Origin of the sequence: Streptomyces poonensis (genome assembly GCF_014650915.1) — a bacterium.
GTDB lineage: Bacteria > Actinomycetota > Actinomycetes > Streptomycetales > Streptomycetaceae > Streptomyces > Streptomyces poonensis.
Genome location: NZ_BMVW01000004.1, coordinates 1 through 20399, shown reverse-complemented (window position 1 = coordinate 20399; position 20399 = coordinate 1). Strand labels below are relative to the sequence as shown.

Here is a 20399-nt window from a genome sequence, read left to right as displayed (position 1 = left end):
TCCCGGCGGAGCACGGCGGACGAGTCCCCCGATCGGATCAGCCGATCGTAGGACCGGTGGCGGCGGATGGGTGGGAGACCCCGACAACTGGCGAATTCGACCACTCAGTCCTCGAACGGCCGCGCCGGCCACGGCGCCTGTGCCGGGCGCAGCGCCTCGAGCCCGTCCCCATGGCGGGCGGCGACCAGCGACAGCACACCCACCACCAGGCAGTTGTTGTGCAGCTCCCCGGCGAGGACACCGCGTACGAGCTCGTCGACGGGCACCCGCGCCAGCTCCATGTCGGCCTCCTCGTGCTCCACCACGAACCGGTCCCCCTCGACCTCGGAGAGGTCACGGGCGAGGAAGATCCGGACGGCCTCGTCGCAGCCTCCGGGCGTGGTGTAGACGTCGGTGAGGACGCGCCAGTCCTCGGCCTTGACGTGCGCCTCCTCGTACAGCTCGCGCTGGGCGGCGTGCAGCGGGTTCTCGCCGGGGACGTCGAGGAGCCCGGCGGGGATCTCCCAGAGCTTCTGGCGCACCGGGTGGCGGTACTGGCGGAGGACCAGGACCCGGTCCTGGCCGTCGAGGGCGAGGACGGCCACGGAGCCGGGGTGGACCTGGTAGTCGCGGCGGGCGACCGAGCCGTCGGGCATGACCACGTCGTCGGTGCGCACGGAGGTCTTGTTGCCCGTGAACGGCGTGTCGGTCGCCCGGACCTCCCACTCCTCGGCGGTGTCCTTGATGCTCATGCCCTAGTCCTTCCAGCCGTGCAAAAGGGAACCGGGGTACCCGCCTCCGCGTGGGAGGCGCGTACCCCGGTCACCGTACAACTCTCGTGTTACCTGCTCTTACTTGGCCTTCGCGGCCTTCGCGCCGGTCTTGCGCGCCACGGCGGCCTTGACCAGCCCGGCGAAGAGCGGGTGCGGCCGGGTCGGGCGGGAGCGCAGCTCCGGGTGCGCCTGGGTGGCGACCAGGTAGGGGTGGACGTCGCGCGGGTACTCGACGTACTCGACCAGCTTGCCGTCCGGGGAGGTGCCGGAGAACTGCAGACCCGCCTTCTTCTCCAGCTCCGCGCGGTAGGCGTTGTTCACCTCGTAGCGGTGGCGGTGCCGTTCCTCGACGTACTCCTTGCCGTCGTACACCTCGCGCACGATCGAGCCCTCGGCCAGCTTCGCCGGGTACATGCCGAGCCGCATCGTGCCGCCCATGTCGCCCTCACCGGCGACGATGTCGAGCTGTTCGGCCATGGTGGAGATGACCGGGTGGGCGGTGGCGGAGTCGAACTCGGTGGAGTTGGCGTCCGGGATGCCGGCCAGGTTGCGCGCGGCCTCGATGACGATGCACTGCAGGCCCAGGCAGAGGCCGAGCAGCGGGATGCCGTTCTCGCGGGCGTACTGGATCGCGCCGACCTTGCCGGAGACACCGCGGTCGCCGAAGCCGCCGGGGATGCAGATCGCGTCGACGTCGCCCAGCTGCCGGGCGGCGCCCGCCGGGGTCTTGCAGTCGTCCGAGGTCACCCACTTGATCTTCACGCGGGCCTTGTTGGCGAAGCCGCCGGCGCGCAGGGCCTCGGTGACCGAGAGGTAGGCGTCGGGCAGGTCGATGTACTTGCCGACCAGCGCCATCGTGATCTCGTGCTGCGGGTTGTGGACGCGGTCGAGCAGGTCGTCCCAGGTCGTCCAGTCCACGTCACGGAAGGGCAGGTCGAGCTTGCGGACGACGTACGCGTCCAGGCCCTCGGCGTGCACGACCTTCGGGATGTCGTAGATCGAACGGGCGTCCGGGCAGGCGACGACGGCGGCCTCGTCGACGTCGCACATCAGCGAGATCTTGCGCTTGATCGCGGTGGGCACCTCGCGGTCGCAGCGCAGCACGATGGCGTCCGGCTGGATACCGATGTTGCGCAGGGCCGCAACCGAGTGCTGTGTCGGCTTCGTCTTCAGTTCACCGGAAGGTCCGATATACGGCAGGAGGGAGATGTGCACCACGAACACGTTGTCGCGGCCGACCTCGTGCCGGACCTGGCGGACGGTCTCGAGGAACGGCAGCGACTCGATGTCGCCGACCGTGCCGCCGACCTCGGTGATCACGACGTCGACCTCGTCGGAGGCCATCCGGCGGATACGGTGCTTGATCTCGTTGGTGATGTGCGGAATGACCTGCACGGTGTCGCCCAGGTACTCGCCGCGCCGCTCCTTGGCGATGACGGACGAGTAGACCTGGCCGGTGGTGACGTTGGCGGAGCCGTCGAGGTCGCGGTCGAGGAAGCGCTCGTAGTGGCCGATGTCCAGGTCGGTCTCGGCGCCGTCGTTGGTGACGAACACCTCACCGTGCTGGAACGGGTTCATCGTGCCGGGGTCGACGTTCAGGTAAGGGTCGAGCTTCTGCATCACGACACGCAGGCCCCGCGCCTTGAGCAGCATGCCCAGGCTGGAGGCGGTGAGGCCCTTGCCGAGCGAGGAGGCGACACCCCCGGTGACGAAGATGTGCTTGGTCGTCGTGGCTGTGCTGTTTCGAAAAGCACTGGGCGGCATGGCCAAAGGGGGGCTCCCGTGGTCGCGGTCAGTGGGGCGGTGCGGCTGCCGGTCCGGAGGATTCCTTCTGGTGCCGTCGCTGCGGTTCGGGGGACTCAACCTCTGGGTTGGTGCGCCCACCGGTCCACGGGCTACCAGCGTAACAGCGCCAGCGGGAGATGGCTTCCGGCCACGCTCCGCGCACGGGCCGACACGGCGTCCGAGGGGTCTTTCCCGGTCACTCGTCCGGCGGCGCCGGGTTGGCCGGAGCGGCACGCGAAGCCCCAGGCAGCGTCGTATCCTCTTCGGACACTCGCTGCCGAGCCCGGCCGGCGAACGGCAACCACCCCCGGCCGTCCCCGGATCAACAAGAGCTCGTCAGTTCGTCGGGCAACGAACGTCTTGATTTCGTCGACCATCGTTGTGCGACGGCGCATGACACCGAACCCTTGGATCACACTGGACACTGGATCCGTGGGGTCCCTTGACCGCTGAAGCGACCGTTCCCCTTGGAAGGGTCGTTGGCCGTTCGACTGGAGTACACGTGGCCGGGCGCATCGAAGACTACGCACTCATCGGAGACATGCAGACCGCCGCACTGGTCTGCCGGGACGGCTCGGTGGACTGGCTGTGCCTGCCCCGTTTCGACTCCCAGGCCGTCTTCGCGGGGCTGCTCGGCACCGAGGAGCACGGCTTCTGGCGCCTGGGCCCGGCCCCCGTGGACGACGAGGGGCCGCAGTGCGCCTCCCGCCGGGCCTACCGGGGCGACTCGCTGATCCTGGAGTCCGAGTGGGACACCCCGCGCGGCACGGTCCGTGTGACGGACTTCATGCCGCCGCGCGACGGCGCGCCGCAGCTGATCCGGATCGTCGAGGGCGTCAGCGGCCGGGTCCCCATGCGCTCCGCCCTGCGGATGCGGTTCGCCTACGGGCGGGTCGTGCCGTGGGTGCGCAAGCAGGACAACCGTACGGTGGCGATCGCCGGTCCCGACTCGGTGTGGTTCGACACGGAGGCCGAGACCTACGGCGAGTCGCTGACCACGTACGCCGACTTCACCGTGGCGCCGGGCGAGAAGGTCACGTTCACGATCTCCTGGCAGGCCTCCCACAAGGAGCCGCCGCCGCTGCCGGAGCCGGAGCAGCAGCTGGAGGCCACGCAGGAGTTCTGGCGCGAGTGGGTGGAGAACTGCACCTACCACGGCCCGTACCGGGAGGCCGTGGTCCGCTCCCTGATCACCCTGAAGGCCCTCACGTACGCCCCCACCGGCGGTATCGTCGCCGCGCCCACCACCTCCCTGCCGGAGCACATCGGCGGCGTCCGCAACTGGGACTACCGCTACACCTGGCTCCGCGACGCGGCCATCACCCTCTCCTCGCTGCTGCGCACCGGCTACCGCGAGGAGGCCCGCGCCTGGCGCGAGTGGCTGCTGCGGGCCGTCGCCGGCGACCCGGAGAACCTCCAGATCATGTACGGCATCGCGGGCGAGCGGGAGCTCGGCGAGGCCGAGCTGGACTGGCTGCCGGGCTTCGAGGACTCCGCGCCCGTCCGGGTCGGCAACGGCGCGGCGCACCAGCTCCAGCTGGACGTGTACGGCGAGACCATCGAGGCCCTGCACCTGGCCCATATGACGGGCCTGGCCCGCAACGACTACGCCTCGGACCTCCAGCTGAAGCTGATCCGCTATCTGGAGGACCACTGGACGGACCCGGACGAGGGCATCTGGGAGGTGCGCGGCCCGCGCCGGCACTTCGTGCACTCCAAGGTCATGGCCTGGGTCGCGGTGGACCGCACCATCAAGCTCATCGAGTCGGGCGACGCCGACGGCCCGCTGGAGAAGTGGCGCCAGTTGCGCGACGACATCCACCGGGACGTGTGCGAGAAGGGCTACGACAAGGAGCGCAACACCTTCACCCAGTCCTACGGCTCCGCGGAGCTGGACGCCTCCCTGCTGCTCATCCCCCAGGTGGGCTTCCTGCCGCCGGACGACAAGCGGGTGATCGGCACGATCGAGGCGATCCAGCGCGAGCTGTCGACCCCGGACGGCTTCATCCTGCGCTACCCGACCTCGGGCGAGGACGAGGGCGTGGACGGGCTGCCGGGCGACGAGGGCGCGTTCCTGGCGTGCTCGTTCTGGATGGCGGACGACCTGGCGATGATCGGCCGCGTGGACGAGGCCCGCAAGCTCTTCGAGAAGCTGCTGGCCCTCCGCAACGACCTGGGCCTGCTCGCCGAGGAGTGGGACCCGACCCTGCAGCGCCAGGTGGGCAACTTCCCGCAGGCGTTCAGCCACGTGCCCCTGATCGACACGGCGCTGCGGCTGACGGCCTCGGGGGCGTACGGGGGCTGAGCCCGCGCGGGCGCCTTCCCGGTAGCGTCCGGTCCATGGACAGCAGGTACGACACCGGGGGCGCCGGAATCACCGTGCAGGCGGCCTTGCAGCTGCCGGGTCTGCGCGGCGGCCTCCCCGAGGTCCTCGCCGGGGCCGACCGGCTGCACCGGACCGTGCGCTGGGTGCACGCGGGCGAGGTGCCGAACATCGCCTCGCTCCTCAAGGGCGGCGAGCTGCTGCTGACGACCGGCTACGGGCTCGGCACCCGCCCCGCCGACCAGCGCGCTTTCGTCCGCACCCTGGCCGAGCGCGGGATCGCGGCGCTCGTCGTGGAGCTGGGCGCACGCTTCACCCGGCTGCCCGCCGCCCTGGTGGACACCGCGCGCACGGCCGGGCTGCCCCTGGTCCAGCTGCACCGCGAGGTGCCGTTCGTGACCGTCACGGAGGAGATCCACACCGAGATCGTCAACGGTCACTACGCGCTGCTCCAGCGGGCCGAGGAGGTCCACCGGCACTGCACCGGGGCGCTGCTGGGGGGTGGCGGGGTGCCCGACGTCCTGGGTGTCCTGGCGGAGTTCGGCGGCAATCCGGTCTTCCTGGAGACGGCGGACGGCCGGCTGCTGTACGCCGCCGGTGCCGGGCCCGACGCCGCCGACCCGCTCCAGGTGTGGGAGGGGTTGCGCGGCCGGCACCGGGAGGAGCCGCCCGCGGGCGCGGTGATCGTGGACGTCCCCGGCTCCGGCACCAGCACGGGCACGGGCACAGGCACAGGCACAGGCACAGGCACCGTACGGGCCCGGCTGGTGCTGCTTCCCGTGAACGCGCCGGTGGGCCCCGCGCACCGGATCGCCGCCGAGCGGGCCGCGGGCCTCCTGGCCGTCGTCCTGATGCAGGCCCGCCAGGAGGAGGAGCTGGCCGCCCGGGGGCGCGGCGACTTCCTCACCGATCTCGCCGAGGGCCGGATCGAGGCCGGGAACGCGCCCGCGCAGGCCCGGGTGCTCGGCTTCCGGCCGGGCGGCGGTCCACTGCTGCCCGTGGTGATGCGCCTGGCCGACGGTCCCGCGCCGGCCGGTGGCGGCTGGGCGGTCCTGGCCCGTGCCCTCTCCGACGAGCTGGCCACTGTCGGGGTCCCCGTCCTGCTGGGCGTACGGCCGGTCGAGGGCCGGGTTCCGCTGCTGCTGGGGCTGCGCTCGGAGGCGGAGCGCGAGCCGGTGGCGGACCGGGTCGCGGGGGCGCTGCGGGCGGGCGCGGAGCGCGCGGGTCCACGGCGGCCGGGCGCGCCGCCGCCGGTGGTGGTGGTCGGCGCGGCCGGCGGCTGGGCGGCCGCGTCGGCGGGACTGCGGCACGCCGCCGAGACCGCGACGGCGGCGCAGGGGCTGCCCGAGCGCCCCTGGTACGACGCCCGCCGCCTCGACATCGACCTGCTGCTGTGGCGGCTGCGCGACCACCCCGGCCTGGCGGCCTTCGTCGACCGCGCGATCGGGCCCCTGCTCGACCATGACCGCCGCTCCCGGCCGGCGCTGCTGCCCACGCTGGAGACCTATCTGGCGCACGCGGGCCGCAAGGCCGAGACGGCCCGCGAGCTGCATCTGAACCGGCAGACCCTCTACAACCGCCTGGCCCGCATCGGGGAGCTGCTGGGTACGGATCTGGACGATCCGCAGTCGGTGCTGACGCTCGGCCTGGCGCTGCGGGCGCGCCGGCATGTGCCGTAGCCGGCGCGCCCGCGGTGCCGCCGGAGGGTCACGGAAGCGGCCGGGGCTGCGTCAACTCGTCGTACACGCTCAGCACCTGAGCCACCGTCTCGTCCTCGGTCGGCCAGCTGGCGGCCTGCCGGACACCGTTGTCCTTGAGGACCTCACGGCGGACGGGATCGGCGAGGAGACGGACGACGGCCTCGCCGAAGGCCTCCGCGTCCCCGGGCGGAACCAGCTCCGCCGCGTCGCCCACGAGTTCGGGTACGCCGCCGACGGCGGCCGCGACGAGCGGCACGCGCGCGTGGAGGGCCTCCTGGGCGAGGACGGACCGGGACTCCCAGCTGTTCGGCAGCAGGGCGACGTCGGCGGCGGCGATCAGCTCGCCGATGTCGTCGCGCCGTCCCACCAGCCGCACCGGCAGCCCCTCGTCCCCGATGCGCCGCTGCAGCTCGGCCCGCAGCGGCCCCTCCCCCGCGATCACGACCAGCGGGGCGGGATCGAGTCCGCGCCAGTGCCGTGCGGCGTCGAGCAGCGTCTCGTACCCCCGGTGCCGCTCGAGCGTGCCGACGGCCATCAGCAACGGGCGGCCGGTGGCGCCGACCTCGGCCCGGGCCTTGGAGCGCAGCAGGTCCGGGTCGTCGTCGGGCCGGCGGGGCGCGGGCAGGGCGACGGCGGCGAGCCGCGCGTCCCGGGCACCCCGGCCGCGCGCCCGGTCGACGAGCTCCGAGGAGGTCCCGAGGATCACCGACGCGGACCGGGCGACCCGCCGCTCCAGCAGCCGCAGCAGATGCCCTCGGGCGCCTTCGGCCTGGGACCGCGTGTGCCAGGTCACCACGAACGGGACACGCCGCCCGCTCAGCGCGAGCGTGACCCGGAACGCGGCGTGCAGCCCGTGCGCGTGCACGAGGTCGGCGCCCGCGCAGGCCGCCCGCAGCGCGGTCACGGCGGCGGGGTCACTGCTGCGGGGCACCGGCACGTGCACCGCCCCGACACCGGTGAAGTCGTATGTCCGGTCCACCTCGCCGGGGGCGCACACGGTGACCCGTACGCCCCGGGCGACCAGGCCCTCGGCCAGCGACCGCACGTGCGTGCTGCTGGCCGCGCTGCCCCCGCCGAGCACCTGCACGGTGCGCAGCGGCGACCGGCCGTGCGGTGAGTGGCTGCTCACGTGGCTCACGTGGCCGGGGCTCCTGGTTCGGCGTCGAACGGTCACGAAGAAACGTACAGAAGGATCGCGCGGAGGGGATGGACCGCGCGAGGCGCTTCCGCGTGGTACGTCGTACTACGGTCAAGGATGCCAGGAAGCAGGCGAGTTCCGGCACCGCCGAGGGCCCGGAGCCCCGCCGCCAGGGGCAACTCGCCGAGCCGCACCACCCACATGAGTGACACCTCGTACGTTGTTGCCCCCGCTGTCCCGCGGTGGGCGCCTGGGCCGCCGGATCCGTCGCACTCGTCGTATACGACGCATACGATGTATACGACGTATACGTACGTCGTGCCTGTGGCGCCGCCCTTACGCGTCCCTGCTGCCCCTACCCGTCCGCCCGGGCCGTCGCCAGCAGTTCCTCCGCGTGGGCACGGGCCGTCTCGGAGTCCTCCTGGCCGGCGAGCATCCGGGACAGTTCGCGGATGCGGTCCTCGCCCTCCAGCACCTTCACGCCGGACCGGGTCACCGTTCCGTCGTTGGTCTTCTCCACCAGCAGCTGCCGGTCGGCGAAGGCGGCCACCTGCGGCAGATGCGTCACCACCACGACCTGCGCGGACTTCGCCAGCTTGGCGAGCCGCCGCCCGATCTCGACCGCGGCCTTGCCGCCGACGCCCGCGTCGACCTCGTCGAAGAGATACGTCGGCACGGGGTCGGTGCCCGCGAACACCACCTCCACCGCGAGCATCACGCGCGACAGCTCACCGCCGGACGCGCCCTTGGCGATGGGCCGGGGCGGCGCGCCCGGGTGCGGGGCGAGCAGCAGCTCGACCTCGTCCACACCGGACGGCCCGTACGCCACGGTGCGCCCGCCGACCTCGACGCCCTCCGGGTCGTCGGTCTGCCGGAGAGCGAACGACACGCGCGCGTGGGGCATCGCCAGTGACGCCAGCTCGGCGGTCACGGCGGCCGCGAACCGCTCGGCGGCCTCCGTGCGGGCCTCGGTGAGTGCCTGGGCCAGCCCGCCCAGTTCCTCCCGCAGCGCGTCCCGTTCGGCGGTCAGCTCCTCGATCCGGTCGTCGTCGCCCTCCAGCTCGGTCAGCCGCGTGGCGCTCGTCTCGGCCCACGCGAGCACGGCGGCCACGTCCTCGCCGTACTTGCGGGTCAGCGCGTTCAGGGCGGCCCGGCGCTCCTCGACGGCCGAGAGCCGCAGCGGGTCGGCGTCCAGGTCGTCGGCGTACCCGGCCAGCTCGCCCGCCACGTCGCTCAGCAGGATGCCGATCTCCCCGATCCGGCCGGCGAGGGCGGCGAGGGCCGGGTCGTGGGACCGTACGGCCTCCAGGGCCCGGTGGGCGCCCGCGACGAGCGTCGTGGCGTCGATGCCCTCGGGGTCCTCGGGATTGCCCGCGAGCGCCGCGTGGGCGGCCGACGCGGCCGACGCCAGCGCCTCCGCGTGGCCCAGCCGCTCGGCCTCGGCCGCCAGCTCCGCGTCCTCGCCGGGCCGCGGTTCGACCGCCGCGATCTCGTCGAGCCCGAAGCGCAGCATGTCGGCTTCCTGGGCGCGTTCCCGCGCGCGCGTGGTGATCTCGTCCAGCTCGGCGGAGACGGCCCGCAGCCGGCGGTAGGCCCCCGTGTACTTGGCGAGCGGTACGGCCACCGCGTCGCCCGCGTACCGGTCCAGCGCCTGCCGCTGCCGGGACAGCTTGAGCAGCCCCTGCTGGTCGGTCTGACCGTGCACGGCCACGAGGTCGTCGGCGAGTTCGGCGAGCAGTCCCACGGGCACGGAGCGCCCGCCGAGGTGCGCCCGCGAGCGCCCTTCGGCGGAAACGGTACGGCTGATCAGCAGTGCCCCGTCGTCCAGCTCGGCCCCGGCCTCCTCGGCGCGTACGACGGCCGGGGCGTCCGCGGGTACGGTGATCCGCCCCTCCACGACCGCGTTCTTCGCGCCGATCCGTACGAGCGCCGGGTCCGCGCGCCCGCCGAGCAGCAGGCCGAGACTGGTGACCACCATGGTCTTGCCCGCGCCCGTCTCGCCCGTGACGGCGGTGAAGCCGGGCGACAGCTCGACGACCGCGTCGTCGATGACTCCGAGCGACCGTATCCGCATCTCCTCCAACACGTCCCCGACGATACGAGGTTTTACCGACGGGACGCGACGCAGCCCCGTCCTCGGCGACGAAGGCGCTGGTCGGCGGAGCGGCGCGGGCAGCAGGGCGCGGCCGCCGGGTCACGGGCCGTTGACGCCCTCCGGCCGCGCCGGGCCCGGTGCCGGCCGGCCTACTGGCCGGACCTACTGGGGCGCCCCCCGCCACCCGGAGACGGGCAGCGCGAACTTGGCCACCAGCCGGTCCGTGAACGAGGCGTGGTGCAGCCGGGCCAGCCGTACGGGCACGGCGCCCCGCCGCACCTCCACGCGCGCCCCCGGCGGCAGCTCCACGGTCCGCCGCCCGTCGCACCACAGCACGCCCGGCGGCACGTGCGGCAGCACCTCCACGGCCAGCACGGAGTCCGGCGAGGTCACGAGCGGCTTGGCGAACAGCGCGTGCGCGCTGATCGGCACCATCAGCAGCGCCTCCACCTCCGGCCACACCACGGGCCCGCCCGCGGAGAAGGCGTACGCGGTGGACCCGGTCGGGGTGGCGCACACGATCCCGTCGCAGCCGAACCCGGTCACCGGCCGCCCGTCGATCTCCAGGACGACCTCGAGGAGCTTCTCCGCGGACACCTTCTGCACGGCGGCCTCGTTGAGCGCCCAGTCGGTGTGCACGATGTCGCCGTTGCGGTGCACGACGACGTCGACGGTCATGCGCTCCTCGACCTCGTACGTCCGCGTCACCACCCGGTCGACGACCCGGTCGAGGTCGTCGCGCTCGGCCTCCGCGAGGAAGCCGACGCGGCCGAGATTGACGCCGAGCATCGGCACCCCGGAGGCGCGGGCGAACTCGGCGCCACGCAACAGCGTCCCGTCACCGCCGAGCACGATCAGCAGCTCGCAGCCGTCCAGGCTCTGCGGTGTGGCCTCCGCGACCAGCTCCACATCGGCCGGCAGCGGCAGGTCGCACGCCTCCGCCTCCAGGACGCGCACGCCGATCCCGCACCGCAGCAGCCCCTTGACCACGAGCTCGGCGCTCCTGATGGCGGCCGGGCGGCCGGTATGGGCCAGCAGGAACACCGTACGAGGTTGGTTCTGAGTCACTGCGGCCCCTCCGTCACTGCTCTGTCGACGTCGGCCGGGTCCAGTGCGGGTGCCCCGGCGCGCAGCCACAGAAAGTACTCGACATTGCCCGAGGGCCCGGGCAGCGGACTGGCCGTCACGCCGTTCACCCCGAGGCCCAGTTCCGCGGCCCGCGCGGCCACGCCCCGCACGGCCTCGGCGCGCAGCTGCGGGCTGCGGACGACACCGCCGCTGCCCAGCCGTTCCTTGCCCACCTCGAACTGGGGCTTGACCATCATCACCAGATCGGCGTCCGGCTTCGTGCACCGCACCAGGGCGGGCAGCACCAGTCCGAGCGGGATGAAGGACAGATCCCCCACAACAAGATCCACAGGCTCTCCGTCGATCGCGTCGAGCGTCAACTCGCGTACGTTCGTACGGTCCTTGACGGTCACGCGTTCATCGCTCTGGAGGGACCAGGCGAGCTGCCCGTACCCGACGTCGACGGCGACGACGTGCGCGGCGCCCGCCCGGAGCAGGACGTCGGTGAAGCCACCGGTGGACGCGCCGGCGTCCAGTGCCCGCCGCCCCTCCACCCGCAGCCCGAGCGGAACGAACGCCTCCAGCGCGCCCGCGAGCTTGTGCCCGCCCCGCGACACGTAGTCGGGGTCGCTGTCGTCCTGGACGACCACGATGGCGGCCGCGGTCTCCACCTGCGTGGCGGGCTTGGTCGCGACGGTCTTGCCGACGGTCACGCGTCCGGCGGCGATCAGCTGGCTCGCGTGCTCCCGCGAGCGGGCCAGCTTCCGGCGGACCAGTTCGGCGTCGAGACGGCGGCGTGCCACTCCTGCCACGTTCGGTTCAGCTCCTGGGGTCGAAAGGACTAGGACCGTGGGGGCGCCGGAGGTCCCGGGCGGGCGTCGAGCGCGGTGAGCGCGTCACGCAGCCCCCGGTGTACATCCTCGTACACCTCGACGTGCCCGTCCGTGGCGAGGTGGTCCGCGTCGGCCAGCCGCTCGAGGTGGGCGTCGACCTCGGCGTCTCCGGTGGGCGTGCGCGGTACGCCCAGCGGGGCGGGGGCGGCCGGTTCGTCACCGGGGCCGGGCACGCCTTCGGCGGGGCCGGGGCCGGAACCGGCCGGAACGCCGGAATCCGGTGCCTCGGCGGAGACCCTGGGCCCCGGTTCCGCCCGCCGCGGTGGAACGTGGGCCTCCGGCACTGAGTCGCTCATGCCCCGACGCTACCCCGAAGCGCTGCGGTACCGTCGACCGCGATGGCCACGATCGAGGAGTGCCGCGCCGCACTCGAGAAGCTCTCGGACAACCTGGCGGGCGCCGACGGTGACGTACGCAGTGCCGTCGCGCTCGACCGCTCGCTCAGCTGCCGCATCACCGACCTGGACGTCACCTTCGTCGGCCGGCTGCGGGACGGACGGATCGAGGTGCTGGACACGCTCGACGGTCCACCCCGCGAGAAGGCCGACATCCGGCTCGCCATGAGCGGGGACGACCTGGTCGCCCTGGTCGACGGCGAGCTGAACTTCGCCCGGGCCTGGGGTTCGGGCCGGGTGAGGCTGGAGGCGGGTGTGCGTGATCTGTTCCGGCTCAGGAAGCTCATGTAACCGTCCCTGACCCGGTTCGAGAACCGGTTCGACCGTTCCCGTTCCGTCCCAGGACGCTTCCCGGGCCGGAGCCGTACCGCTGCGGCTCAGGAAGCGTCCACGACCGGTACCCGCGTCCGCGCCTTCCGGGCGGCCGGCACCACCAGCGGCGTACCCGTCTCCGGGTCGTCGATGACCTGGCAGCGCAGCCCGAAGACCTCCTCGACCAGCTCGGCCGTGACGATGTCCGAGGGCGCGCCCTCGGCGATCACCGTGCCGCCGCGCAGGGCGATGAGGTGGGTGGCGTACCGGGCGGCGTGGTTCAGGTCGTGCAGCACCGCCACCAGCGTCCGCCCCTGCTCCTCGTGGAGCTCGGCGCACAGGTCGAGCACATCGATCTGGTGCTGGATGTCCAGGTACGTGGTCGGCTCGTCGAGGAGCAGCAGGGGCGTCTGCTGGGCCAGCGCCATGGCGATCCACACGCGCTGCCGCTGCCCGCCGGAGAGCTCGTCGACGTACCGGTCGGCCAGCTCGGCGACCCCGGTCGACTCCATCGACTCCTTCACGATCCGCTCGTCGTCGGCCGACCACTGTCGCAGCAGCCCCTGGTGCGGGTACCGGCCGCGGCCCACCAGGTCGCCCACGGTGATGCCGTCGGGCGCGATGGACGACTGCGGCAGCAGGCCCAGCGTGCGCGCGACCTTCTTCGCGGGCATCGACTGGATGACCTCCCCGTCCAGCAGCACCCGGCCCTCGGAGGGCTTCAGCATCCGCGACAGGGCGCGCAGCAGCGTGGACTTGCCGCAGGCGTTGGGACCGACGATCACGGTGAAGGAGTTGTCGGGTATCTCCACCGACAGCTGCTCGGCGATGACGCGCTGGTCGTAGGCGAGGGTGACGTTCTCGGCGGACAGGCGGTTCACAGTGCTCCCCGTGCTCGGGCTCGTCGTGCTGTTCTTGGTGTTCTCGTTCGCCGGTGCGCTCATATCCGGCCCGCCCGCCGCTCGGTGACCAGCAGCCACAGCAGGTAGACCCCGCCGAGGATGCCGGTCACGACACCGACGGGGAGCTGGTCGGCGCCGAAGGCCCGCTGCGAGGCCCAGTCCGCGACGATCAGCAGGGTCGCGCCCATGAACGCGGAGGGCAGGAGGTTGGGGCCCGGCGAGCCGGTCAGCCGCCGGGCGAGCTGGGGGGCGGTGAGCGCCACGAATGCGACCGGGCCGGCTGCCGCGGTCGCGGCGGCGGTGAGCAGCACGGCCGCCAGCATCAGCAGCAGCCGCACACGCTCCACGCGCACCCCGAGGGCGTACGACACGTCGTCGCCCATCTCCATCATCCGCAGCCCGCGCGCGTTGCCCAGCACCAGCGGCACCAGGACGACGCACAGCGCGAGGAGCGGCCAGACCTGTTCCCAGTCGCGGCCGTTGAGGGAGCCGACCATCCAGTTGACCGCGCGGGCGGCGTCGACGAGGTCGGCCTTGGTGATCAGATAGCCGTTCACGGCGGTGGCGATCGCGTTCACGCCGATACCGACCAGTACCAGCCGGTATCCGTGCACACCCCGCTTCCAGGCGAGCAGATAGATCAGAAGACCGGTCACGAGGCCGCCGACGAGCGCCCCGCCGGTGACCGCGGTGGCGCTGCCCGAGGTCAGCACGATCACGACCAGCGCGCCTGCCGTGGCGCCCTGGGCGAGGCCGAGCACATCGGGACTGCCCAGCGGATTACGGGAGACGGACTGGAAGAGCGCGCCGCCGAGCCCGAGCGAGAGGCCGACCAGCAGTCCGACGAGGACGCGCGGCAGCCGCAGTTCGGTGACGATGAACTCCTGGCCCGCGTCGCCGTTGCCCACGAGCGTCTTCAGTACGTCGGCGGCCGGAATCGGGAAGTCGCCGGTGCCGATCAGCACCACGCTCGCGAAGAGCGCGGCCACGACCAGCAGGACGACCACGGTGAACGTCCGCGGGTCCAGCCGGACGGAGAGGCCGCCGGCGGTCCGTACGGTGCGGCCGCGCAGCGTGGACTTCCGTGCGGCGGGCCTGTCCGGATGAACAGCGGGCTTGTTCGTGTCCTTCACAGCTGTGCCGTCCTCCGCCGCCGTACGAGAAAGATGAAGACCGGGCCGCCGAGGACCGCGGTGACGATGCCGACCTGGATCTCCGACGGCCGGGCGACGATCCGCCCGAGGACGTCGGCGCCGAGCAGCAGCACGGGCGAGAGGATCGTCGCGTACGGCAGGATCCACCGCAGGTCGGGCCCGGTGAAGGAGCGGACGACGTGCGGGATCATCAGCCCGACGAACACGATGGGCCCGCAGGCGGCGGTCGCGGCCCCGCACAGCACGGTGGCGGCGGCCATCGACAGCGCCCGGGTGCGGTTGAGGTTGGCGCCGAGCGCGCGAGCGGTGTCGTCACCCATGGCGACCGCGTTCAGCGGCCGGGCGAGGAACAGCGCGACGACCGTGCCGACCAGGAGGAACGGCAGGACCTGCTTGATCGTCTCATCGGTCGCGGAGGCCAGCGAGCCGACCGTCCAGAACCGCATCTTGCCGAGCGCCGCGTTGTCCATGATCATCACGGCCTGCAGATAGCCGTACAGCGCGGCGCTGATCGCGGTTCCGGCGAGCGCGAGCCGGACGGGCGTTGCCGAGCGGCTGCCGCCGAGGAACCAGACCAGCGCCCCGACCGCGGCCGCTCCGAGGAAGGCGAACCACACATAGCCGCTGACCGAGGTGACACCGAAGAAGGTGATCGCCGTGACGACCGCCGCGGACGCGCCCGCGTTGATGCCGAGCAGTCCGGGATCGGCCAGCGGATTGCGGGTCAGCGCCTGGAGCACGGCGCCCGACAGGCCGAGCGCGGCACCGGCGAGCAGTCCGAGGACGGTACGCGACAGCCGCTCACCCACCACGACGTCGCCGTACGTGCCCGTGTCGTGGAACAGGCCGTGCCAGACCTGCTCCAGCGACAGCTCTTTCGCGCCGATCGCGATGCTGGCCAGCGCCACGAGAACGAGGATGCCGAGCGAGACGAGGAGTCCCGCGGCCCGTATCGCGTGGCGTTTCGGGGACGCGGCCGTGGGAGTCACCGTGCGGTGCTCGGGAGGACTGTCGACGATCACGAGGTTAGGTTAGCCTACCCTCCCGTTATCACTCGATCCTCTGTACCCGTTCTTCCGGCTTGACCTGCGCCGAGCGAGGACCGTCGCCGGTCGACCGAGCGGCAGGCGCCCACCCGCCGGCCGCCCCGCCGCTCACAGCCCCAGCCGCGCCAGCGCCTTCCCCCCGTCCAGCTCGCACGAGTCCTCCCCGGCCGCCGTCCAGGCCGCCGCGCACAGCGCCCGCAGCCCGTCGAGGGCCTCGCCCTCACCCTCCAGTTCCAGCCGTTCGTCGCCCGCCTTCGCCGTCCAGCCCCCGCAACGGAACCAGTCGCCCGTCCCGACGACCTCCGGCTGACCGGTGAGCAGCCCGCGCAGATCGGCGTCGACGTACGTCGGCCGGTGCTCCGGACGCGCGGCCAGCAGCCGCGCCCCGTCGGTGACCCCCGTCAGCACCAGCAGGGAGTCCACCTCGCCGTTGAACGCCCCCTCGATGTCCGTGTCGAGCCGGTCCCCGACCACGAGCGGGCGCCGGGCGCCCGTACGCAGGATCGTCTCCCGGTGCATCGGGGGCAGCGGCTTGCCCGCCACCTGCGGCTCGGCCCCGGTGGCGATCCGGACGACCTCGACCGCGGCGCCGTTGCCCGGGGCGATCCCGCGCGCGCCGGGGATCGTCAGATCGGTGTTGGACGCGAACCACGGCACCCCGCGCGCGACGGCGTACGCGGCCTCCGCGAACCGCCCCCACGGCAGCTCCGGCCCGCCGTACCCCTGCACCACCGCCACCGGATCGTCGTCGGCCGACTCCACGGGCTCCAGCCCGCGCTCCCGCAGGGCCACCCGCAGGCCCTCACCACCGATCACCAGCACACGCGCCCCCGCGGGCACCTGCTCGGCGACGAGCCGGGACACGGCCTGCGCCGACGTGATGACGTCATCGGCCCCGGTCGGTATCCCCAGCTCCGTGAGGTGCGCGGCCACCGCGTCCGGCGTCCGCAGCGCGTTGTTCGTGACGTACGCGAGGTGCATCCCGCCCGCGCGGGCGGTGCCGAGCGAGTCGACGGCATGGACGATCGCGTTCCCGCCCGCGTACACGACCCCGTCCAGGTCGAGCAGCGCCGTGTCGTAGGCGTCGCTCAGAGGCCGCGCACTGCCCTCCGGGCGCGTCCTGACGATCTGGCTCATTGCACATCGCTCCTCGGTCGAGTCCTTTCCCCCGATCATCGCGCATGCCACTGACACACTTACGATGCCCCAATGAACGAAGCAGGTCATGCGGAGGAGACCCCAGCACGCAGCGGCCTCGAACTGGTCCCTTTCAGAGGCCTTCGCTACGACCCCGACCGGGTCGGCAGCCTGGCCGCGGTGACGTCCCCGCCGTACGACGTGGTCGTACGCCCGGACGGGCTGCTCCATCTGGAGTCCGCCGACCCGCACAACATCGTCCGGCTGATCCTGCCGCAGGCCACCACCCCCGAGGGCCGCAACAAGCAGGCGGCGGCCACGCTCCACCGCTGGCTGGACGAAGGCGTCCTGGTCGCGGACGCGGAACCGGGTCTGTACGTCTACGAACAGAGCGACGCCGGCATGCTCCAGCGCGGCCTCATCGGCGCCCTGCGCCTGTCGGACCCCTCGCAGGGCACGGTCCTCCCGCACGAGGACGTGATGCCGCACGTCGTCGCGGACCGCGCCGACCTGATGCGCGCCACCCGCGCCAACCTCGAACCGCTGCTGCTGACCTACCGCGGCAACGGCTCCCGGACCGGCGCGGGCGCCGTCGTCGAGCGCACCGCCGAACGCCCCCCGCTCCTCGCCACGACCACCGAGGACGGCTACAGCCATCGCCTCTGGGCGGTGACGGATCCAGCCGATCTCCAAGAGATCCAGACGGACCTCGCCCATCACCAGGCCCTCATCGCCGACGGCCACCACCGCTGGGCGACCTACCTGCGGCTGTGCGCCGAGCATCCCTCCCCCGGCCCCTGGGACCACGGCCTGGTGCTCCTGGTCGACACCGCCCGCTACCCCCTGCGTGTCCGGGCGATCCACCGGTTCCTGCCCCAGCTGCCCCTGTCCACCGCACTGGCCACCGGAGCGGACCACTTCCGCATACGCCACCTCGACGTCCCCCTGGCCCAGGCCCTGGACGCCCTGGCCGACGCGGCCCGCACCGGCAACGCCTTCCTGCTCGCGGGCGACGGCACGTTCCACCTCCTCGACCGCCCCGACCCGGACCTCCTGGCCCGTACGGTCCCCGCCGACCGCCCGCCGGCGTGGCGCACCCTGGACGCCACGGTCCTGCACGCCACGCTCCTGGACCACATCTGGCGCATCCCCGAGAACTCCCACGAGCACGTCGCGTACATCCACGACACGGCGGCCACCGTGGAGAAGGCCGAACGGGACGGCGGCACGGCCGTCCTCCTCCACCCGGTCCGCGAGGACGTCGTCCGCGAGCTGGCCCGCCAGGGGGTCACCATGCCCCGCAAGTCCACGTCGTTCGGCCCGAAACCGGCGTCGGGGCTGGTGCTGAGGGCACTGGAGCTCTGAGAACGAGAAAGGGCGGACCCGCATCGGGGTCCGCCCTTTCTCACTCCTCCGTCAGCTCACGCCGCCGACGGCTCCGGCCGTCATCAGCTCTCGCCGTCGGTCTGCCGACGGGCCCCGGCCGACTCGTCCTCACCTTCGCTCGCGGGCTCGGTTCCGTCGTTCCGGTCGTCGTCCTCGCCGTTGTTCTCGTCCTCGACGAGAGCGTCGACGAACTCGACGCCGTCCAGCTCGGCGAGCCGGTCGGACGCGTCGGTGCTGCCGTCCCGGTCGGCCTCGACGGCCTTGGCGAACCACTCCCGCGCCTCGTCCTGCCGACCGGCCGCGAGGAGCGCGTCGGCGTACGCGTAGCGCAGACGCGCGGTCCACGGCTGAACGGAGTGCGAGGCGAGCTCAGGGCTCTGCAGAGTCACGATGGCCGCGTCGAGCTGCCCCATGTCCCGCCGGGCGCCGGCCGCCACCAGCCGCATCTCGACCTGCCCGGCCTTGTCGAGCTTGTGCACCTCGGGCGCCCCGGCCATGTCCAGCGCCTTCTCGGGCCGTCCCAGACCGCGCTCGCAGTCGGCCATGACCGGCCACAGATCGATGTTCCCGGTCATACGCCGCGCGGCCCGGAACTCCGCCAGGGCCTCGCTGTACTTCTGGTTCGCGTACGCGGCGAAGCCGGCCGCCTCCCGCACGGCGGCGACACGCGAGGCCAGCCGCAGGGCCACCTTGGAGTAGCCGTACGCGCCCTCGGGGTCCTCGTCGATGAGCCGGGCGACCATCACCAGGTTCCTGGCGACGTCCTCGGCGAGCGTCTTGGGCAGGCTCTGCAGCTCCTGCCGTACGTCCTTGTCGATCTCCTCGCCCGTGACGTCCTCGGGGATCGGCAGCCGCTTGACGGGCTCGCGGTCACGCTCCCGCTCCCGCTCGTCACGGAAGCGCCCGCCGCCACGACGGTCGTCACTCCGCCCGCGGAAGCCACCGGGACGACCGCCACGGTCGTCACGCCGGGGCCCACGCCCACGGTCCTCGCGGCTGTCGCGGCCCCGGAAACCACCGCGGTCTCCACGATCTCCGCGGTCCCCGCGGTCTCCCCGCTCACCGCGGGCGTCGTCGCGCCGGAACCCACCACGGCCGCCCGGCCGGTCCCCGCGCTCGTCACGCCGGAACCCGCCCCGCTCGCCGCCCCGACGGTCATCACGCCAGTCGTCACGGCGGTCGTCCCGACGGTCGTCGCGCCGCTCGTTCCTGCGGTCGTCCCGGCGGTCATCACGGCGCTCGTCGCGACGGTCGTAACGCCCACGGAAGCCACCACCGCGGCTGTCGTCACGCCGGAAGCCACCGCGGTCTCCGCGATCGTCGCGATCGTCGCGGCGGAAGCCCCGATCCCGATCCCGGTCGTCCCGGCGGAAGCCTCCCCGGTCACCCCGGTCACCCCGGTCATCACGCCGGTCATCGCGACGGTCGTCACGCCGGAAATCACGGTCGCGGTCACGATCGCGGTCGTCACGCCGGCCATAGCCGTAGCCACCGCGGTCATCCCGACGAGGACCACGGTCGCGGTCGTCGCGGCGGGAACCGTCACGGTCATCACGCCGGAACTCGGGGCGTCCGCCTCGATCGTTCTCACGGCGATCGTCGCGTCGGCCATAGCCGTAGCCACCGCGGCTGTCGTCACGCCGGAAGCCACCGCGGTCTCCGCGATCGTCGCGATCGTCGCGGCGGAAGCCCCGATCCCGATCGCGGTCGTCCCGGCGGAAGCCTCCCCGGTCACCCCGGTCACCCCGGTCGCCCCGGTCGTCGCGACGGTCGTCGCGCCGGTCGTCACGCCGGCCGTAGCCGTATCCACCGCGGTCGTTGTCCCGGCGCGGGCCTCCGCGGTACCCGCCGCGGTCACCGCGGTCACCCCCGTCCCGGCGGCGCTGGTCGCGCTCCGGTCGCTCATCGGGAGAGTTCGTGGACATCGGTGACTCCTGTCTTCGGTACCGCAGTGGTTCTCGCGCAGCCGGGTACCCGACGCGCATTTCAGAAAAACAAAAGGACCCCTGGTCCCAGCTGAACGCTGGGACCAGGGGTCCTCCAAAGATTGTTCGGCGGCGTCCTACTCTCCCACAGGGTCCCCCCTGCAGTACCATCGGCGCTGTAAGGCTTAGCTTCCGGGTTCGGAATGTAACCGGGCGTTTCCCTCACGCTATGACCACCGAAACCCTACTGGTTTCGAGCGAACAAGCACACTCTTCAATTGAAGTTCTGCTCGAAGCCGACAACGGATCGTTGTCTCAGAACAAACACAGTGGACGCGAGCAACTGAGGACAAGCCCTCGGCCTATTAGTACCGGTCAACTCCACCAG

At 72.6% G+C, this 20399-nt stretch carries 17 protein-coding genes and 1 rRNA gene; 4 read left to right on the top strand and 14 right to left on the bottom strand.

Annotation, left to right across the window (positions count from 1 at the left end; translation table 11 throughout):
- Positions 1-104 precede the first annotated feature (104 nt).
- Both IE242_RS12905 and pyrG read right to left on the bottom strand, forming a co-directional pair.
- Positions 105-731: an NUDIX domain-containing protein gene (locus IE242_RS12905; protein WP_189858557.1), complete on the bottom strand. Its 627-nt coding sequence runs from the start codon at positions 729-731 to the stop codon at positions 105-107.
- A 99-nt stretch (positions 732-830) separates the two neighbouring features.
- Entirely contained in the window at positions 831-2516 is a 1686-nt protein-coding gene (gene pyrG / locus IE242_RS12900; protein ID WP_189858555.1) for a CTP synthase, read from the bottom strand.
- A 523-nt stretch (positions 2517-3039) separates the two neighbouring features.
- Here pyrG and IE242_RS12895 point away from each other — a divergent pair.
- Complete coding sequence (locus IE242_RS12895) at positions 3040-4842, top strand: glycoside hydrolase family 15 protein (protein ID WP_189858553.1); 1803 nt, start codon at positions 3040-3042, stop codon at positions 4840-4842.
- A 35-nt stretch (positions 4843-4877) separates the two neighbouring features.
- Positions 4878-6539, top strand: a complete 1662-nt coding sequence (locus IE242_RS12890) for a PucR family transcriptional regulator (RefSeq protein WP_189858551.1) — start codon at positions 4878-4880, stop codon at positions 6537-6539.
- A 28-nt stretch (positions 6540-6567) separates the two neighbouring features.
- Here IE242_RS12890 and IE242_RS12885 read toward each other — a convergent pair whose 3' ends face one another.
- The 5 genes from IE242_RS12885 to IE242_RS12865 form a co-directional block, all read right to left on the bottom strand.
- Entirely contained in the window at positions 6568-7698 is a 1131-nt protein-coding gene (locus IE242_RS12885; RefSeq protein ID WP_189858549.1) for a glycosyltransferase family 4 protein, read from the bottom strand.
- Between the two features lie 355 nt (positions 7699-8053).
- Positions 8054-9772 carry a DNA repair protein RecN gene (recN, locus tag IE242_RS12880; protein WP_189859244.1) on the bottom strand — a complete coding sequence of 573 codons (1719 nt, stop codon included), beginning with the start codon at positions 9770-9772 and terminating at the stop codon, positions 8054-8056.
- Between the two features lie 183 nt (positions 9773-9955).
- Positions 9956-10861, bottom strand: a complete 906-nt coding sequence (locus IE242_RS12875) for an NAD kinase (RefSeq protein ID WP_189858547.1) — start codon at positions 10859-10861, stop codon at positions 9956-9958.
- On the bottom strand, positions 10858-11673 hold the full coding sequence (locus IE242_RS12870; protein WP_189858546.1) for a TlyA family RNA methyltransferase: 816 nt from the start codon (positions 11671-11673) through the stop codon (positions 10858-10860). The genes IE242_RS12875 and IE242_RS12870 overlap by 4 nt, the downstream gene beginning before the upstream one ends.
- Before the next feature lie 29 nt (positions 11674-11702).
- Positions 11703-12050, bottom strand: a complete 348-nt coding sequence (locus IE242_RS12865; RefSeq protein ID WP_189858544.1) for a hypothetical protein — start codon at positions 12048-12050, stop codon at positions 11703-11705.
- Positions 12051-12092: 42 nt separating this feature from the next.
- Here IE242_RS12865 and IE242_RS12860 point away from each other — a divergent pair, with 42 nt between their 5' ends.
- Positions 12093-12440 carry an SCP2 sterol-binding domain-containing protein gene (locus IE242_RS12860; protein ID WP_189858542.1) on the top strand — a complete coding sequence of 116 codons (348 nt, stop codon included), beginning with the start codon at positions 12093-12095 and terminating at the stop codon, positions 12438-12440.
- Positions 12441-12526: 86 nt separating this feature from the next.
- On the opposite strand, the gene IE242_RS12855 is transcribed toward IE242_RS12860, so the two are convergent.
- From IE242_RS12855 to IE242_RS12840, 4 genes are all read right to left on the bottom strand, one after another.
- A complete protein-coding gene (locus IE242_RS12855) occupies positions 12527-13405 on the bottom strand; it encodes an ABC transporter ATP-binding protein (RefSeq protein ID WP_189858540.1) in 879 nt (292 codons plus the stop codon).
- Entirely contained in the window at positions 13402-14436 is a 1035-nt protein-coding gene (locus tag IE242_RS12850) for a FecCD family ABC transporter permease (protein ID WP_229858929.1), read from the bottom strand. Before IE242_RS12850 ends, IE242_RS12855 begins: the two co-directional genes overlap by 4 nt.
- A 56-nt stretch (positions 14437-14492) precedes the next feature.
- The gene (locus tag IE242_RS12845) at positions 14493-15539 is read right to left on the bottom strand and encodes a FecCD family ABC transporter permease (RefSeq protein ID WP_189858536.1); all 1047 of its coding nucleotides are present in this window, start codon (positions 15537-15539) and stop codon (positions 14493-14495) included.
- Positions 15540-15671: 132 nt separating this feature from the next.
- Positions 15672-16700: an HAD hydrolase-like protein gene (locus tag IE242_RS12840; RefSeq protein WP_189858533.1), complete on the bottom strand. Its 1029-nt coding sequence runs from the start codon at positions 16698-16700 to the stop codon at positions 15672-15674.
- Between the two features lie 72 nt (positions 16701-16772).
- Here IE242_RS12840 and IE242_RS12835 point away from each other — a divergent pair, with 72 nt between their 5' ends.
- Positions 16773-18065: a DUF1015 family protein gene (locus IE242_RS12835; protein WP_189858532.1), complete on the top strand. Its 1293-nt coding sequence runs from the start codon at positions 16773-16775 to the stop codon at positions 18063-18065.
- Between the two features lie 83 nt (positions 18066-18148).
- Here the strand turns inward: IE242_RS12835 and IE242_RS37295 are convergent, their stop codons facing one another.
- From IE242_RS37295 to rrf, 3 genes are all read right to left on the bottom strand, one after another.
- Positions 18149-18937: a tetratricopeptide repeat protein gene (locus tag IE242_RS37295; RefSeq protein WP_194687346.1), complete on the bottom strand. Its 789-nt coding sequence runs from the start codon at positions 18935-18937 to the stop codon at positions 18149-18151.
- Positions 18829-19953, bottom strand: coding sequence for a hypothetical protein (locus IE242_RS37290; protein ID WP_194687347.1), 1125 nt, complete (start codon positions 19951-19953; stop codon positions 18829-18831). Before IE242_RS37290 ends, IE242_RS37295 begins: the two co-directional genes overlap by 109 nt.
- A gap of 182 nt (positions 19954-20135) precedes the next feature.
- A 5S ribosomal RNA gene (rrf, locus tag IE242_RS12825) occupies positions 20136-20252 on the bottom strand.
- Positions 20253-20399 lie beyond the last annotated feature (147 nt).